The organism is Kurthia sp. FSL E2-0154, assembly GCF_038003625.1.
Classification (GTDB): Bacteria; Bacillota; Bacilli; order Bacillales_A; family Planococcaceae; genus Kurthia; species Kurthia gibsonii.
Window position 1 is genome coordinate 2,241,272 of record NZ_JBBOPO010000001.1, and the last position, 16,284, is coordinate 2,257,555.

A 16,284-nucleotide genomic window follows, 5' to 3' on the forward strand; every position below is an offset into this window, starting at 1 on the left:
CATCAATTTTTTCACTACTGTGAAGTATACAGTATGTTAGTACAATTAATCAAATCAAAGAAAGGTACATTTAAGACATTTTATAAAATTCTTTCTGGTAGTTGAAAACGGAAATACTCATGATCAACTTGATCGCGGAAATGTTTTGGTGTTAATCCAACATATTTTTTAAAAATTCGCGTGTAATAACTTTGGTTACAGAAGTGGAATTGCTCAGAAATGTTTGAAATACTTTTGTTCGTGTGACGCAAGTAATACTGTGATTCTTCCACACGACGTACATTTAAATATTCAACTAATGTAATGCCCACATGTTCCTTAAAAATTCGAGATAAATGTGATGTACTGATTGAGAAATGAAGTGCAATATCTTCAACTGATAAGTCAGTCTCTACTTCGTCATCTATGTACATAATTACTTTGTTTACAGTTTGATGCTTATAAGAAGGCTGCTTTCTTTCTGAAATTACATAAATGTAAAATTCAATTAAGTCGTCGGCGAACTGTAAAAATTCAGCATCGTTCATTCTTTCATCAATCATCTCTACGCATGCTGCGTTAAATGCAAATGCTTTTTTAAATGGAGCTTGATTCTCTACTAATTTGCGTGTTACCACAGAAGATAAAACAACGAAGTAGTGTCGAATTGCTCGGAAAAAGTGCTTGCCTGAACGCTCTGAAAGAATATCAATTAGCTTGCCTAGTGTTTCTTTTGCAGCTTCTTCTTCTAATTGATAAATTTCTCTTACTAATTGCGCTTCAATATCAAAGAATTTGTCGATACCATCGTAGCGATTCATCGTTTCAATTTCTTGAAAGTATCGCTTTGAAATAGCTTCTGAAATCGAATATTGGTGTTGTAGCATAAGCTTCCCCATCTTTCTAAAATTACGCATTTTGTAATAACCCACTTTATACTATATAACGAAAATAGTAATATGAAAATAGTTTTAACCCTATTCACACAAAAAATGTAAAAAAATATAAATTGAGCCTTTATACTTACTTTCCTTACACACAAAATACCTGTTTTTTATAAAAATTATACATTAATATTAATTAAAGGGAAAGACCACGTTCCTGTTTTTTATGATAAATTTTGCATTTTTTTCACAGATATATACTATTTTTTTCGACTGTAATTCCATAAAATGAAGCTATTTATCGTTCAATTTTATCATATAACTGCTTTTTTCAAGTTGTTTTATTTTCTTTTCTTAAATTTACCTCATTGATGTAGTAAAATGCTATAATAGTGTGTAAAATAAGATTATGAGAAGACAAGGAAAGAAACGAGGTATGAATTAATGGATCCAAGATCAATTGAGGAATTGATAGAGGTTATTAAGGAGTTTTTCCCGGACAATACATCAATTGTTGTTTCAGATACAAAAGAGTATCTTTATTACCAACCAAGTAAAAAGATTGATTTGAAAATCAAGCCGGGTGACCCAATTCCAGAAGGTTCGGCAACACATAAAGCACTAGATTATGGTCAAAAAATTAATTCATTTATTGAGCCAGATATCTTTGGTGTTCCTTATTACGGCATGTCAATTCCACTTATGGAAGAAGGCGAGCCAAAAGGTGCAATTACAGCGGTATTCCCACAAAAGCCATCACCATTCTTAACAAATTACATTACAGTCAAAATTGATGACTGTTGGTATCCTGTAAAACACAATGAAGTAATCTACTTAGAAACACAACTTCGCAAAACTTTCGTTAAGACGATGTCTAAAGAAGGTTACCACCGTTTAAATTTAAGTGATTTAGAATTATTCTTATCGCCAGATACCTTTATTCGATGCCATCGCTCATATATCGTTAACATTGATTTCATTGATGAAATCCAACCAGACTCACATTCAACATTTTTATTAATCATGAAAGACGGCACAAGAATACCTGTCAGCCAACGCTATGCAAGTTACTTCCGTCGCTCTTTAGGTTTTTAGTTTATATGTAAATCCAAAGTATGTCTTTAATAGCTACTTTGGATTTTTTCTTTTTTATAACATGTTTTATTTGTTATTGTATCGTTAAAACTATATTGTAGAAATATTCTATTTTCTATTTTCAGCAAACATTTTCCCTATTAATCATTTTTTAAACCCTTTCATGCATTAAAAAACTATATGTGACAATTTAGTGATAAAATTTTTTTGAACTAAATTTTCCATAAAAATAATATTTATTCAAGATAGAAAAGGGGAGTTTTTCATGGTTGCAAAAGTTGAAGAAAGATTACGCGCCACAGCACTTGCTGATAAAGTAATGTCTGCTGAAGAAGCGGCTCGTATTATTACAGATGGTATGACTCTTGGTTTAAGTGGTTTCACTCGTGCTGGAGATGCTAAAGCTATTCCAATGGCATTAGTTGATCGTGCAAATGCTGGTGAGAAATTTAAAGTAAACGTATTCACAGGTGCTTCATTAGGTTCAGATATTGATGCTTTAATGTCAGATGCTGGAATCGTTAATAAACGTCTTCCATTCCAATTAGACCGCACAATGCGCAGTCATATCAATAAACAAGATATGTATTTTGTTGACCAACATTTATCAGTAACAGCTGAATACTTACGCCAAAATGCTATTGATGCAATTGATGTTGCTGTAGTAGAAGCTGTCGCAATTACTGAAGATGGTATGTTAATTCCAACAACTTCTGTTGGTAACTCACCAATCTATGTTCAAACAGCTAAAAAAGTTATCATTGAGTTAAACTTAGCTTCATATGAACAATTAGAAGGTATTCATGATATTTATGTACCGGAAGCACAGGGCAAACGCGGACCGATTCCACTTGTAAACGCTTCAGACCGCATTGGTACAATCGGTATTCCATTAGACTTTGATAAAGTAGCTGCAATCGTATTAACAGATCAAGTAGATACGCCAACTACAATGACTGCAATTGACGCTGAAACACAACAAATTGCAAATCATATTATCGACTTCTTTCGTAAAGAAGTAAAAGAAGGTCGTCTAACAGAAACACTTGCACCTCTACAGTCAGGTGTTGGTTCTGTAGCCAATGCTGTTCTTGGCGGTATGGCAAACTCAGAATTCAAAGACTTAGAAGTTTATTCTGAAGTACTGCAAGATTCTGTATTCGATTTAATCGATGCTGGTAAAGTAAAATTCGCTTCTGGTTGTGCGACTTCTCTTACAGCCGAAAAATTAGACTCTGTATTTGGTAACTTAGAACGTTATAAAGATAAACTTTGCTTACGTCCACAAGAGATTTCAAACCATCCTGAATTAGTTCGTCGTATGGGCTTGATCGCGATGAATACAGCACTTGAGTTTGATATTTATGGTAACGTAAACTCTACACATGTAGCAGGTAATAAAATGATGAATGGTATCGGCGGTTCTGGTGACTTCGCTCGTGCTGCACGTACGTCCATCTTCATTACAAAATCATATGCTAAAGAAGGCAAAATCTCATCTGTTGTACCATTCGTTTCACACGTTGACCACAACGAACATGATGTAGATGTTGTTGTAACTGAACAAGGTTTAGCTGATTTACGCGGTTTAGCTCCACGCGAACGCGCTGAACTAATTATCGAAAAATGTGTACATCCTGATTATAAACCAGCGTTACGCGCTTACTTAGAAGAAGCTAATACACGCGGCGGGCATACACCTCATGTACTTGAAAAAGCGTTCTCATTCCATACGAACCTAGCTCAATATGGTCAAATGCTTCCTCCAGTACACGCTTAATTTATGATACGAAAAAGGAATCGCGTCGCTATGAGGACGTGATTCCTTTTCTTTTACACAATTATTTCTTCTCTTGTTCTTCATTTTGGTATTGAACAGATGTTAAACCGCCTTCTGCTACCATTTCATTTTCTTCAATTTTGTAGTCTTTTTCAGGATTACCAGTAATGCTATCATCATAGTGTGTTGCATGTACAACTTTTTCATCATTATGACGCTCTTCACCTGTTTTATCTTTATTTGCATTTACGTACTCATTTACTTTATCTTTTGTGCTGTTGAAAGCAGCTAATGCTTTTTCACGATTTTCTGGTTTCTTTAAGTATGCATAAGCTCCTGCTGCTAAACTTGCTAATAATAATGTTTTCTTTTTACTCATAATAAATTCCTCCCAGTTAAGTTCATTAAAACTATTATACCCGAAACAACTTTTCCTCAACCTAACATTTACTATTTTCTATATTACATTTAAGTGACCTAATATTTCAAATGATACAAATTCTATTTTTTTTGAAATAAATTGTTTACATTACCTATATTTTGTATGTATAATATATAAGGATTCTAGAGTTAGTGGACACTAACTTTTATGTAGAGAGAATTAGAATCTCGTCAATAATCTGTTCGCTCGGTTTAGTTGTTGAACGGATTTTTCGATTTTAACTTCATCTAGAGGGGGTAGCGGAAACTACTCTCTTTTTTATGACGTATTTGCTCATTTGAGGTGATTCAATATGTATGAACCAAAGAGTACAAAAGGAAATCTAACGAAACAACGTATTTTACATATCGCGCGCAGTCTATTTTATCGTCAAGGCTACGACTGTACATCAACAGCACAAATTGCAAAGCAGGCTGATATTTCAGAAGCTGCTATGTATAAATACTTTAAAAATAAACATGATTTGTTATTAGCTACTGTTCAACCAAGTGTTTTATTTAATCGTACAAAAGAAGAACTTATTTCTTTGCCGAATGATGAATTAATTCAACTATGGACTTCTGATTTACTTGAAAAGATTTTTGCTAACCGTCCACAATTTACAATTTTATTTACGGAAGCGGTTCGCCACCCTGAACTATCAGAACAATATACAACGAGTTTATATGAATTAACACATGGAGATCATGAAATTTTAAGGCGAATGAAACAAGGTCGAATAATGGAAATCGATTTGAAGTTATTACAAGTTGGTATTATCGGTGCAACATTGTCGATGGTACAACATACCTTTATTTATAAGCCTGAAACTGAATTCACACATGTGCCAGAACATATTAAGAAAACTATCTTTCAAATCATTCAAGGTGAGTTGTTAAAAAAAGAACAGGAGAAATTGCAGTAATCTGCACTTCTCCTGTTCTTTTTCTTATTGCATTGGTGGTAATGTTTGATCAGTTGGCTTTGGTTTGCGTACAAAGCACATAATTGCTGCGATATAATATAAAATTGATGTAATACTAATCAATCCTGATAATACACCTGCTGCGATTAATAGACCGCCTGTTGCGTTCATGCTTTTATTCTTCATTAGATAAACAAACGCGATAATACCTAAAACAACTGAAATCACTAATAATGCGACAATCACCCAACCAAATGTATTAACGAACGGTTGAATGACATCAATAGCTTCTTGCATCTCCTCAACAGTCATTTGTTCTTGCCCTGTCTGATTTTGTTCGACTACAATTTCTTCAACTGTATTCGGATCATCAAAAACGACGCCAATACCGAAGATTATAACAGACATTAAACCTATTCCTAGTACACTACAGATGATTGCTGCCATTGTTAATACTTTTTCTACAGTTCTTTTCATATTCTCATCCTTTCAATTTTTCATTCTACATATTATTGGGTAAATTTCAAATAATTTCATAAAAAGAAACCATCTTCCCATGTAAATCTACGGAAAAGATGGCTTTTGGTTTCATACTTTTGATACTTTTATATCATCATATGTGTTCGAACGCTCGAAAGCTGCGACAACATATGAACAAACAGGCTCCATTTTATAATGATTTTTACGCGCATAGTTCGCTGCAGTATCTAATAATTGTTTGGCAACACCTTGTCCTCGCAGCGAATCATCTACGAATGTATGATCCATCACCATAACATCACCTAATTGCGTCCACGTAATTTCAGCAACATTTTCTCCATTAACTTCATGGATATAAGCACCTTGATTTCCGTCTTGTTTTAAACTAAATTCCATTTCATCAACCTCCTTTTCCATAGTTTACCACAATTTATTGGATTTTAAGTGGATGAAGACTCGCTTCTATTTCTGTACGTTTCGGTTCTAAAAATGGTGGAAGTGCTAATTTATTTCCCATTTCATCTAATGATTCATCTGCATCAAAACCTGGTTCATCTGTTGCTAGTTCAAACAGAATGCCATTTGGATCACGATAATACATTGAACGGAAATAGTAACGGTCTACTTTTCCAGATGTTACATAACCAAGTTCATCAAATTTTTTAACCCATTCATCATATTCCTCAAAATTGTTTACTCTAAACGCAACGTGATGCACACTGCCCCTACCTGGTCTTTCCATCGGTAAATCGAGTCTTTGTTCAATATGCACTTCTCCTGCTGGTCCTCCAAGATCTGTTGAAAACACTAAGATGTTTGGTTGGTTCGGCACAAGTGATGGATAGCTTCCGATATATTCAAAACCCAGTACTTTTGTTAAAACACGCTCTGTCGCCTGTGTATTACGTAGTGTCAATGTCACACCACCTAATCCAACAATCGCATATTCAAGTGGAATATCATCCACTTTCCAAGGCTCTCCATATGGAATGCCCGAACCGTCATCTACAACAAGTAAAAAACGCGCCAAGTCTTCGTCTCGAAATGGTAATACTTTACGTCCAAAACGTTCTTCAATTTCTCCGTGTTCAACACCAAGCTCATCGAAGCGTTGAACCCAAAATGCTAGTGCTTCTTCTGATTTCACACGAAATGCTATGTTATTAATGCTCGATACACCTTCATGTGTTCTACCTGCCATCGGGATATCGAAGTATGTCATATCTGTCCCCGGTGTTCCAACTGCATCCGCATAAAATAAATGATATGAAGATGTATTATCCTGATTTACGGTTTTTTTAACTAGGCGCATTCCTAAAATACGTGTGAAAAAATCGTGATTTCGTTCAATATGTGAAGTAATAGAAGATACGTGGTGAATACCACCTAATCGTAATGTCATATAAAACACTCCTTTTAAAAAATATCTTGAATTCGAGATATTTACCACATTCATCTTAACATGCTTTATTTTAAATTGCAAAATAAAAAGCAATTGATGTTTTCAGCTCTACATCAATTGCTTTTTATCTAATTAGTTAAACCAACCTTTTACTGTATCTACAAGGTTTTGGAAGAAGTTCTTCACACTCGCCCAGAAACCAGTATCACTATTAATATCATTTTTGATATTGTCTAATTTATCTTTAATTGTGTTATTTAAGTCATCTAGTTGTGAAGACCATTTACCAAAGTCGATGTCTAACTTACTGATTTTATCCATTAAATCAACTAGCATTTGACGATCTTGGTCACTTAATTGAATGTTTAATGTGCTTAATTTATCATCGACAATTTGAGCTACTTCTTCTTTTGTAGCTGGCTTTTGTTTTGCAATTTCTTGCTTAATTTCTGTTAGTAACTGACTTACTTTTTCATCTGAAACATTTGAATTTTTTGCTAAACCTGTTGCTACATTTAACTCTTGATTTGCTACATCTGTACGGTCTTTATCGAGCTTTTTACCTGTTGTTGATTCATATGCTTTATAAATACCTGCTAATGCAGAATGTCCTGTTACAGGTTTTGGTGCCGCTACATCTACTTTTGCATCATCTACACCTGCAGTTAACATTGCATTGGCATACATATCAGACGTTACTTCTGTAATATCATCTGGTGTGACAATATTAATCGCTAAGCCTTTACCTTTATCTTGTGGCGTGATTTTTGCTGATGAGTATAGTCTTGCGCGTGGATTACCATCTTGAATATACTTCGCAATATCCGCTCCTGTAACAGTGATTTCTTCTGTTTCCTCATCTGCTGCTACATTTAAACTTTTCTTCACTTTTTCTTTTTCATCTGCTGTTAATGAATCACCATATACAGCGATTGGTACACCTAGTTTTTCATTTACTGCATCTTTATTCGTTTGTGTAGCTGTACTAGCTAAACTAATTGTTGGTGCTGCAATAGACGTTGTTGCCAGACCAATTGCTGCCACAACGGCGATTACTTGCTTTTTCATGTATTCTTACACTCCTTTACAAATTCTTCTGTTTCTTTCGCGCTATACAATAATACGAAAAAATAAGGAAAAGGTTTCTTTATCCGTCTATAACATCTTTTTTATACAATTGAGTATGAAAAAAAGGAGGGTACCTACGCATAAAGCTACGGCTCCTCCTGTTAAAATGAGAGGGGAGTTGGAATGACTTCGAATAGAAGTTATTTTAGAATAGTCCATCCATCTTCTTGAACAATTCTTCCTGCTTTCATTAATGTACCTAGTGCACGTTTGAAAGCTCCTTTACTCATGTTAAACATCTCTTTAATTTCTTCAGGTGAGGATTTATCACCGAATGGCATTTTACCACCTGCTTCTTGAAGGTAGGCAAAAATTTGATCTGCGTCTTCTGATAAACGCTCATATACACGTGGTAACATTGAAGCGTTCACTGTACCGTCTTCTTTTACTTCAATCACACGAACGGTTACGTCAGCACCTAGTCTTGGTTCTGCTTTACGCTCTGATTCATGAACAAAAATACGGTATGGTACATCAACACCAATTAAAAATGTACCTACAGGTAATAAACGATATGGTCTTGCTACAATATTTTGATTGAATAATGATGGGTCTGCGTCTTCATAAAGCTCTAAAAAACGATCTTCATTAATTAAACGACCAAATAGTCCACCATTACGATCAACGCGTAATGTCACATATAAATGATCGCCTGGCTCTGGCCATAATTCACGAAGTGTTGGTAGATCTTCTGCTGGAACGAATACTTCACGCGAAGTACCGATATCGATTTTTGCACCATCATGTTCACTTACATGTAATACTTTTGCAAAACCATATTCATCTTTTAAGATGTGTGGGATTGCTGTTGTTGCAGCTAAGTCGCCACGACGGTCAGCATATAAGAATACTTCAACATGATCATTCAATTGAAGTTCTTCTTCTACATCTGATGCATTTAACGGAATATCTACCTCATCATTCGTTAAAATATATTTTGAATCTAAAATTTCCTTTACGACTAATTTTGTAACGTCGCCTACTTGTAATTGTGTCACTTTATGACTCCTTTCGCACTAAAGAACGGGTTTTGTTGTTAATCTTCTTGTTGATTCCTAACAACTTCAAGCTTTTGAAGAAACTCGGGATTTTCTTCTAGCACTTGAATCAGATCTGCTATTCGATCAATTGAATTCCAACTTAAATGATGCTCGATTCCTTCCACATCATGATAAATCAGCTCCTCATTCACACCAATGAGACGCAATAACTTTTCTAATAAGCTATGGCGATCGACTAATCTCTTTCCTAGCTTCGTACCTTTTGAAGTTAAAGTTAAACCACGATAACGCTCATACACTAAATAGCCATCCTTATCTAACTTCTGAACCATCTTTGTAACAGAAGAAGGAAGCACTGATAGAGCTTCTGCGATATCCGATACACGTGCATAGCCCTTCTGATCAATTAATAAATAAATCTGTTCGATGTGATCTTCCATACTAGGTGTCGGCATCTAGTTCCCTCTCTTTCAATGTCTTATCCTTCTATCTTACTACATGAAAACATAAAACGTAACCACTTCAAGAGAAAGGTCAATTATTTGTACTAATCAGAACTTTTTTCGAAATCACTGAGAAGAACTTTCATCAATTTTAGCGTAAACACATGTATCACGAAGGTGAAGGCCACTTGCATCTAAACAATCATTTCGTAAAATACCTTCTAGTTCATAACCCGTTCTTTCTGCAACAGCACGACTACGAACATTATCTCGATCACAGCGAATTTCAATTCGTTTCGCACTTAATTCTTCGAAAGCAAACTCTGTAATACGTTTGACTGCTTCCGTCATATATCCATTCCCTTCAAAACGGTCATCAATCCAATAACCAATCTCAAATTTCGGAATTTCCCAATCAATTCGATGTAGGCCTGAACTTCCAACAAACTCGCCTGTTTCTTTTAAAAATACGTGGAGGCGTAAGTCTTTTCGTGCTAAGAAATTCGCATTTGCTTCACGTAATGTTGCGCGCACTTCATCGCGTACTGCTTCTTTTTGAGCCCATGGCATGTAGGCTTTTAAAGAGCGAGCAGAACGCTTTTGTGCTTCAAATACAGCATCTGTATCATCTAATTCTGGCATGCGGATAATTAAGCGCTCTGACTCAAAGCTCGATTCAAAGTCCCAATTAATTTGAGGCTTTGGACGTTCCTCTGTTACGTCATCCCAGCAAACTGGCGTTTTTACACCCGATAAAAAATCTTCGCGTGTAATACCATATGTGATTGCATCGTAGTATTCACCTTCTTTTGGTACGTACCATGCCTTTCTAAAATGCGCTTCCTTCACAAAGCCTACACGTTCAAATGTTTTACGCATTGCAACATTATCTTGACGTGTATGACCTTCTAAACGAATTTTACCAGGTAATTTGAAAACATATTCTGAAACTAATCGAAGTGCTTGTAGACCATAACCTTTTTCACGATACTTTTCTGCGATTCGTAAGTCGAAAATTGGAATTTCATCTTGTAGATCATAGAGTTGAACAATACCTACTTTTTCACCCTCTGTATTCTCTACCCAAAACGTCTTCACATCGTCTGACTCATAGCCGCCTTCTTCAATCACCTTTTCAATTATTTCTCTCCCTGGGTGAGAATTCACGTGATAAGGCCATACATTCGTTGTTAAAAATTGAATCAATGGTTCTTGTTCTTCAATCGTCCATTCCTTTAATTCCATTGTATTTCCCTCTTTTTTCTATTTTATATGAATCATTTTTATCTTATACAGGTTCGAATAAAGTCATTTCTTCGAATGTATTGAGTATATTAAAATCTAGCATATTATTCAATTTTTCATATACATTTAAAAAGCTCTACTACATGTCGAGGTCATGTAATAGAGCTTTTATTTATACAATTCTTCCACCTAAGTACAGCCCTATTAAAAAGAAGATAAAGCTTACAATAAGTGTACTTCCCGTATAAACTATCGCAGTTATATATTTTTTCTGTTGTGCTAAACGAACAAAATCAAAGGCAAAAGTAGAGAATGTCGTATAACCACCTAATATACCTAACGTAATAAACGCGAAGACAATTTGACTTTGTATGTTATAAATAATCATGAATCCCATAATCAAACTACCAATAACATTTACAATAAATGTAGCTATATAAAAAGGGCTTTGATATTTTTCGAAAGTAAGGACTGTTACGTAACGAAGAATTGCTCCAATCCCTCCACCTAGTGCAATCCATAAAATCATACTATCCGTTCTCCCCTCTTACGCAAGAGTAAAAAGCCTATGTATGCAGCTAGAAAGCAACTAATTGTTATTCCAACTGCATAGATACTTGCGTAAAAAGGATTTACTTCAAAATGGGTAAACCATTCCGCTGAAAAAGATGAAAAAGTAGTAAATGACCCTAGTATGCCCGTTGTCCAAAATACTTTCCAAACGGGTGCGGACTTTTGTAAATAGTATGCTTGTAAAGCCCCCATCGAAAAGCTGCCTATAATATTCACAATCCACAATACTGCCTCAGCAGGTGACCATAGAATAACAAAGTAGCGAAGGGTTGCTCCAACAGCTCCTCCTAAAAATACCGCTAAGAAGTTCATTCGCTTTCCTTTAACTGAAGTAATACTGGGCAATGATCACTCCCTAAAATGTCATCATGAATTTCAGCTTTTTGAATCGTATGAGCAATTCGGTTCGACATAATAAAGTAATCAATACGCCAACCGATATTGCGATCACGCGCTTTATTCATATAAGACCACCAACTATATTTACCTTCTTCTTCAGGATAAAGGTAACGGAATGTATCTGTAAAACCCGCTTCGAGTAAAGCAGTCATTGCTTGTCGTTCTTCCATCGTAAATCCAGCATTACCTACATTTGTTTTTGGATTTTTTAAATCAATGGCTTCATGTGCCACGTTCAAATCTCCACAGTAAATGACAGGCTTTTTCGCATCTAATTGTTGCAAATAATTTTTTAATTCCACTTCCCACTCCATACGTCCAGAAAGACGAGATAAGTCGCGTTTAGTATTGGGTGTATATACATTCACCAGATAAAATTTTTCATATTCAAGCGTAATAATCCTCCCTTCTTCTTCACTTGTTTGCTCCCCCACACCATAATGTACAGAAAGTGGCTCATGTTTAGTGAAGATAGCTGTACCAGAATAGCCTTTTCGTTCAGCATAGTTCCAGTACTGATAATAGCCTGGTAAATCTAATTCAATTTGACCTTCTTGGCATTTTGATTCTTGAATACAAAAGAAATCTGCCTCAACAGCTTGAAAGTATTCCATAAATCCTTTCTTAACAACTGCTCGAATACCATTTACATTCCACGATACGAATTTCATATAGTGCGCCTCCTTATTCCTATGTAAAAAAGCTCCTATGAAAGTTCGATTCCCTATGAGGTTACGAACTTTCTAGTAGCTTTTAAAATTATTTTGGTTGTGCTACATCTTCTCCGACAATACGCACTTCTGTTTCTAACTCTACACCGAATTTTGCTTTTACAACTTGTTGAACCATTTCAATTGTCTTAATATAGTCTGTCGCTGTTGCATTGCCTTTATTAATGATGAACCCTGCGTGTTTTGTTGAAACTTCTGCACCGCCAACACCTTTTCCTTGTAAGCCACTATCTTGAATTAGCTTACCAGCAAACATGCCTGGAGGACGTTTGAATACACTTCCTGCTGAAGGATATTCTAATGGTTGTTTTGACGTACGTTTATGTGTTAAATCTGCAATTGTTGCATCAATTTCTTCTTTATTTCCCTTCTTCAATTCGAAAACAGAAGAAAGTGCATAGAAGCCTTTTGATTGAATCACACTTTTACGATAGCCTAGTTCTAATTCTTCTTTTGACAGAACAACTACATCGCCTTCACGTGTTAAAACTTTACAACTTTTAATGACATCATTAATTTCGCCACCGTATGCGCCTGCATTCATTGCCATTGCACCACCAACTGACCCTGGAATACCACATGAGAATTCCAAACCTGTTAGTGATTCTGCTGCTGCTGCTTTTGATACATCAATAATAAGCGCACCTGCTTGTGCATAGACAGTTGTACCTTCAATATGGATTTGGTTAAGTTTTGAAAGATTTAGTACGATTCCACGCATTCCCCCATCACGAATAACCATGTTCGATCCATTTCCTAATAGGAAAATCGGAATATTATTTTTGCGTGCATATTTTACAACCGCACCTGCTTGCTCTTCTGTAGTCGCCATGACAAATACATCAGCAGGTCCTCCTAATTTTGTCATTGTATATTTATTTAAGGGTTCATCGATTTTGATATGCTGAGGGTCGACAATCACTTCTAATTCTTTTGCCCATTGTAATTTCATAGTTGAAACATACATTCCTTTCTCGAATAAGTTCATTTAAAACGTGAATATACATTAGACATTCTACCTGTATTTATTCATTAAAGCCACTCTTTCGACCATTTTTCAATTGAACGAATTGTACTTTCCAAACTCATTCCCTTATCTGTTAATCGATACTCTACACGAATTGGGACTTCTGTATATACATGACGTTCTACAATCCCCTCTTTTTCTAATTCCTTTAAACGCTCAGATAGTAAACGCCCACTAATTGGTAAGCTCGACTGTATTTGATTAAAACGTCTTGGACCATCTAATAAATCATAAAAAATTAAACCGACCCAACGCTTTCCAATCAAATCCATCGCTTTGGATAATCGAGGACATAATTCTTTTTGTGTCATCTTCTTCACCTCGTACTTTCTATTGTACAGATTTCTTGTGTGTGTGACTAATTGTAATAATTATCTGTGCGAAAATGAACAAATCTTTAGGTTTTAGTATAAGAATAAAGGGAAAAAGTGAGTGTAGAAGATTTGTGAAGAAACATCGCAAAATATCTTCCATTGCCTTGAATTTTTTATCTCGAATTAAAAACTCTTGAATTCGAGATAAAAATGCGTTATGATGTATTCAATACCAAATAATAAACAATTCTAGGAGGATTTATAATGACAAAACAAGTATTTAAAGTAGACAGTGCACACTCAAATTTAGGATTCGAAGTCAAACATATGATGATTGCAAAAGTACGTGGTTCATTCGATACATTTACTGCAGACTTAAAATTAGACCCTGAAGATTTAACAGATGCTGAAATTAAATTTATAATTGACGTGGCAAGTATTAATTCACGTAACGAAGATCGTGATATGCACTTACGTTCTGAAGATTTCTTAGATGCTGAAAAATATCCACAAATGACATTTGTTGCGACAGATATCAAGAAAACAGGTGATGCAGAGTATGATTTAACAGGTGATTTCACAATTCGTGACGTAACTAAACCTGTTACATTCAAAGTAGAATATACTGGACGCGGACGTAACCCATGGGGTGCAGAAGTTGTAGCATTCGAAGCAAACACAAAAATTAACCGTAAAGACTTTGGTTTAACATGGAACTCAACTTTAGAAACAGGTGGCGTACTTGTTGGTGAAGAAATTAAAATCCATGTTGAAATCGAAGCAAATCCATTAGACTAGTATTAAAACAGGTAACCATACCTTTTTCAGAGGGTTATATATTAACAGACATCGTGTCTATTGACGCGGTGTCTTTTTTGTTGATTATTTTATAATAAAAAAGAGCCGTACATGAATGTACGACTCTGATTATATGAATTAAGCATTCACTGTTACGTTCGCTAATTTTTGTGCTGCTGCTTTCACTGCTTCGAAACCAGCTGCTTTGATTTCTTCAGCTTTTGCAGGCATTGCATTATGACCTTCGATGATTACTTCATCAATGATTTCCATACCGAATACGCCGCCAACTACTGCTTTGATGTAGTTTACTGCCATTTCCATACCAGCTGTTTCTGGAGTTGAGTAAATACCGCCCCGAGCATTTAAGATGATTGCTTTTTTATCTGTTAATAATGATACTAAGTTACCGTTCTCGTCATATTTAAATGAGAATCCAGCAGCATATACGTAATCAATGAATGTTTGTAATTTAGCTGGGATTGTTAAGTTCCAAAGTGGGAAAGCAAATACAACTACATCTGCGTTTGTTACTGCTTCACGTGCTTTTGTTTGAGCGGCCATTACAGCAGCTTCTACTTCGTTTAATTCTTCGCCTTGCGCTAATTTACCGTAAGCGTTGAATACGTCTTGACCGAAGTATGGAGTATCTTCTTCATATACATCGTAAGTTGTTACATTTACGTTATCTAAACCTTTTACAGACTCCATGAATACTTCATACATTTTACTTGAAACGCCTTCTGTTGAAGGACGATTATTTGCTTTTACTACTAATACGTTTGTCAAAATAATCTCTCCTATTTATATAATCAATTTTATTATTGTCTCGATTTCGAGATAAATTAATCATACAGAAAATCGCTTTTTAAGTCAATCAAAAAACCTACGACTTTCGACTGAAAATCGTAGGCAACTTTTCATTATAGTTCACATTGTCCGTCTTTACATACACCAGACTGACCTGACCCCATCATTTTTAACCCTGGGCGTAAGCCTTCTTCTTCGGCAACTTGTTTAATTGCTTGTTCAAATACAGAAGTTGGTTGTGCTCCCGATACAGCATATTTTTCATTTAGTACGAAGAACGGAACACCTTGTACACCAATCTCACGTGCTTGTTGGATATCTGCAAGCACTTCTGCTGCAAATTGATCATCTGCGAATAAATCACGTACAGCTGCTTCCTCTAGCCCTACTTCTTTTGCAAGTGATACTAAGACATCTGTATTACCAATCTTCATACCTTCTTCAAAGTAAGCTTTTAATAAGCGTTCTGTCATCTCTTTTTCAAGACCATGCTCGCCTGCAAATTTTGATAGACGATGTGCTTTAAATGTATTGGCAGGTGTCATTTTATCAAAGTCATAATGTAAGCCGACTTCTTTTGCACGTGCCGCAATACCTTCCGTTTGTGCTTTTGCTTGTTCTTCAGAAGAACCGAATTTACGCGCTAATGCTGTGTACATCGATTCATCTGATTCTGCTGGCGATGTTGGATCTAATTGATATGCTTTAAACTCCACATCAATTTTCCCTTTAAAGCCTGTATTTTCAATTGCTTTCTCTAACTCTCTTTTACCAATGTAGCAGAATGGGCATACATAATCTGACCATACTTCGATTTTCATTCCAATCACCTCTTCACCATTCTATAGG

20 protein-coding genes are annotated in these 16,284 nt (G+C 35.5%); 4 read left to right on the forward strand and 16 right to left on the reverse strand.

Going from position 1 to position 16,284, the window contains the following annotated elements; genetic code table 11:
- Positions 1 to 80: 80 nt before the first annotated feature.
- Positions 81 to 866, reverse strand: a complete 786-nt coding sequence (locus MHB75_RS11075) for an AraC family transcriptional regulator (protein ID WP_068450564.1) — start codon at positions 864 to 866, stop codon at positions 81 to 83.
- 441 nt (positions 867 to 1,307) lie between these two features.
- Here MHB75_RS11075 and MHB75_RS11080 point away from each other — a divergent pair, with 441 nt between their 5' ends.
- The gene (locus tag MHB75_RS11080; protein WP_068450562.1) at positions 1,308 to 1,958 is read left to right on the forward strand and encodes a LytTR family DNA-binding domain-containing protein; all 651 of its coding nucleotides are present in this window, start codon (positions 1,308 to 1,310) and stop codon (positions 1,956 to 1,958) included.
- A 265-nt stretch (positions 1,959 to 2,223) separates the two neighbouring features.
- Positions 2,224 to 3,738: a succinate CoA transferase gene (locus MHB75_RS11085; protein WP_340997708.1), complete on the forward strand. Its 1,515-nt coding sequence runs from the start codon at positions 2,224 to 2,226 to the stop codon at positions 3,736 to 3,738.
- A gap of 61 nt (positions 3,739 to 3,799) precedes the next feature.
- On the opposite strand, the gene MHB75_RS11090 is transcribed toward MHB75_RS11085, so the two are convergent.
- Positions 3,800 to 4,117, reverse strand: a complete 318-nt coding sequence (locus tag MHB75_RS11090; RefSeq protein ID WP_068450558.1) for a hypothetical protein — start codon at positions 4,115 to 4,117, stop codon at positions 3,800 to 3,802.
- Positions 4,118 to 4,472: 355 nt separating this feature from the next.
- Here MHB75_RS11090 and MHB75_RS11095 point away from each other — a divergent pair, with 355 nt between their 5' ends.
- Positions 4,473 to 5,084 carry a TetR/AcrR family transcriptional regulator gene (locus MHB75_RS11095; RefSeq protein ID WP_340997710.1) on the forward strand — a complete coding sequence of 204 codons (612 nt, stop codon included), beginning with the start codon at positions 4,473 to 4,475 and terminating at the stop codon, positions 5,082 to 5,084.
- Positions 5,085 to 5,108: 24 nt separating this feature from the next.
- Here MHB75_RS11095 and MHB75_RS11100 read toward each other — a convergent pair whose 3' ends face one another.
- The 12 genes from MHB75_RS11100 to MHB75_RS11155 form a co-directional block, all read right to left on the reverse strand.
- Positions 5,109 to 5,561, reverse strand: a complete 453-nt coding sequence (locus tag MHB75_RS11100; protein WP_141274037.1) for a DUF4064 domain-containing protein — start codon at positions 5,559 to 5,561, stop codon at positions 5,109 to 5,111.
- Between the two features lie 111 nt (positions 5,562 to 5,672).
- Positions 5,673 to 5,960 carry a GNAT family N-acetyltransferase gene (locus tag MHB75_RS11105; RefSeq protein WP_141274036.1) on the reverse strand — a complete coding sequence of 96 codons (288 nt, stop codon included), beginning with the start codon at positions 5,958 to 5,960 and terminating at the stop codon, positions 5,673 to 5,675.
- Between the two features lie 34 nt (positions 5,961 to 5,994).
- Positions 5,995 to 6,966, reverse strand: a complete 972-nt coding sequence (locus MHB75_RS11110) for a ring-cleaving dioxygenase (RefSeq protein WP_340997714.1) — start codon at positions 6,964 to 6,966, stop codon at positions 5,995 to 5,997.
- 132 nt (positions 6,967 to 7,098) lie between these two features.
- Positions 7,099 to 8,034, reverse strand: coding sequence for a DUF1002 domain-containing protein (locus MHB75_RS11115; RefSeq protein ID WP_087681100.1), 936 nt, complete (start codon positions 8,032 to 8,034; stop codon positions 7,099 to 7,101).
- A 200-nt stretch (positions 8,035 to 8,234) separates the two neighbouring features.
- On the reverse strand, positions 8,235 to 9,092 hold the full coding sequence (locus MHB75_RS11120; RefSeq protein WP_087681099.1) for a CvfB family protein: 858 nt from the start codon (positions 9,090 to 9,092) through the stop codon (positions 8,235 to 8,237).
- Between the two features lie 38 nt (positions 9,093 to 9,130).
- Complete coding sequence (gene mntR / locus MHB75_RS11125) at positions 9,131 to 9,550, reverse strand: transcriptional regulator MntR (protein ID WP_068450546.1); 420 nt, start codon at positions 9,548 to 9,550, stop codon at positions 9,131 to 9,133.
- A 114-nt stretch (positions 9,551 to 9,664) separates the two neighbouring features.
- Positions 9,665 to 10,783: a GNAT family N-acetyltransferase gene (locus tag MHB75_RS11130; RefSeq protein WP_340997718.1), complete on the reverse strand. Its 1,119-nt coding sequence runs from the start codon at positions 10,781 to 10,783 to the stop codon at positions 9,665 to 9,667.
- Between the two features lie 172 nt (positions 10,784 to 10,955).
- Positions 10,956 to 11,312, reverse strand: coding sequence for a fluoride efflux transporter FluC (locus MHB75_RS11135; RefSeq protein ID WP_340997721.1), 357 nt, complete (start codon positions 11,310 to 11,312; stop codon positions 10,956 to 10,958).
- Positions 11,309 to 11,668, reverse strand: a complete 360-nt coding sequence (locus MHB75_RS11140) for a fluoride efflux transporter FluC (RefSeq protein ID WP_218026242.1) — start codon at positions 11,666 to 11,668, stop codon at positions 11,309 to 11,311. The genes MHB75_RS11135 and MHB75_RS11140 overlap by 4 nt, the downstream gene beginning before the upstream one ends.
- Positions 11,665 to 12,426: an exodeoxyribonuclease III gene (locus MHB75_RS11145; RefSeq protein ID WP_340997722.1), complete on the reverse strand. Its 762-nt coding sequence runs from the start codon at positions 12,424 to 12,426 to the stop codon at positions 11,665 to 11,667. Before MHB75_RS11145 ends, MHB75_RS11140 begins: the two co-directional genes overlap by 4 nt.
- An 88-nt stretch (positions 12,427 to 12,514) precedes the next feature.
- Positions 12,515 to 13,438, reverse strand: coding sequence for a UDP-N-acetylmuramate dehydrogenase (gene murB / locus MHB75_RS11150; protein WP_340997725.1), 924 nt, complete (start codon positions 13,436 to 13,438; stop codon positions 12,515 to 12,517).
- A gap of 80 nt (positions 13,439 to 13,518) precedes the next feature.
- Positions 13,519 to 13,824 carry a winged helix-turn-helix transcriptional regulator gene (locus tag MHB75_RS11155; protein ID WP_340997728.1) on the reverse strand — a complete coding sequence of 102 codons (306 nt, stop codon included), beginning with the start codon at positions 13,822 to 13,824 and terminating at the stop codon, positions 13,519 to 13,521.
- Between the two features lie 267 nt (positions 13,825 to 14,091).
- Between MHB75_RS11155 and MHB75_RS11160 the strand changes: the two genes are divergently transcribed.
- Complete coding sequence (locus tag MHB75_RS11160; protein WP_141274026.1) at positions 14,092 to 14,625, forward strand: YceI family protein; 534 nt, start codon at positions 14,092 to 14,094, stop codon at positions 14,623 to 14,625.
- A gap of 138 nt (positions 14,626 to 14,763) precedes the next feature.
- Here MHB75_RS11160 and MHB75_RS11165 read toward each other — a convergent pair whose 3' ends face one another.
- Both MHB75_RS11165 and MHB75_RS11170 read right to left on the reverse strand, forming a co-directional pair.
- The gene (locus MHB75_RS11165) at positions 14,764 to 15,414 is read right to left on the reverse strand and encodes an FMN-dependent NADH-azoreductase (RefSeq protein ID WP_087681096.1); all 651 of its coding nucleotides are present in this window, start codon (positions 15,412 to 15,414) and stop codon (positions 14,764 to 14,766) included.
- A 134-nt stretch (positions 15,415 to 15,548) separates the two neighbouring features.
- A complete protein-coding gene (locus MHB75_RS11170) occupies positions 15,549 to 16,256 on the reverse strand; it encodes a DsbA family oxidoreductase (protein WP_141274025.1) in 708 nt (235 codons plus the stop codon).
- Positions 16,257 to 16,284: the final 28 nt, after the last annotated feature.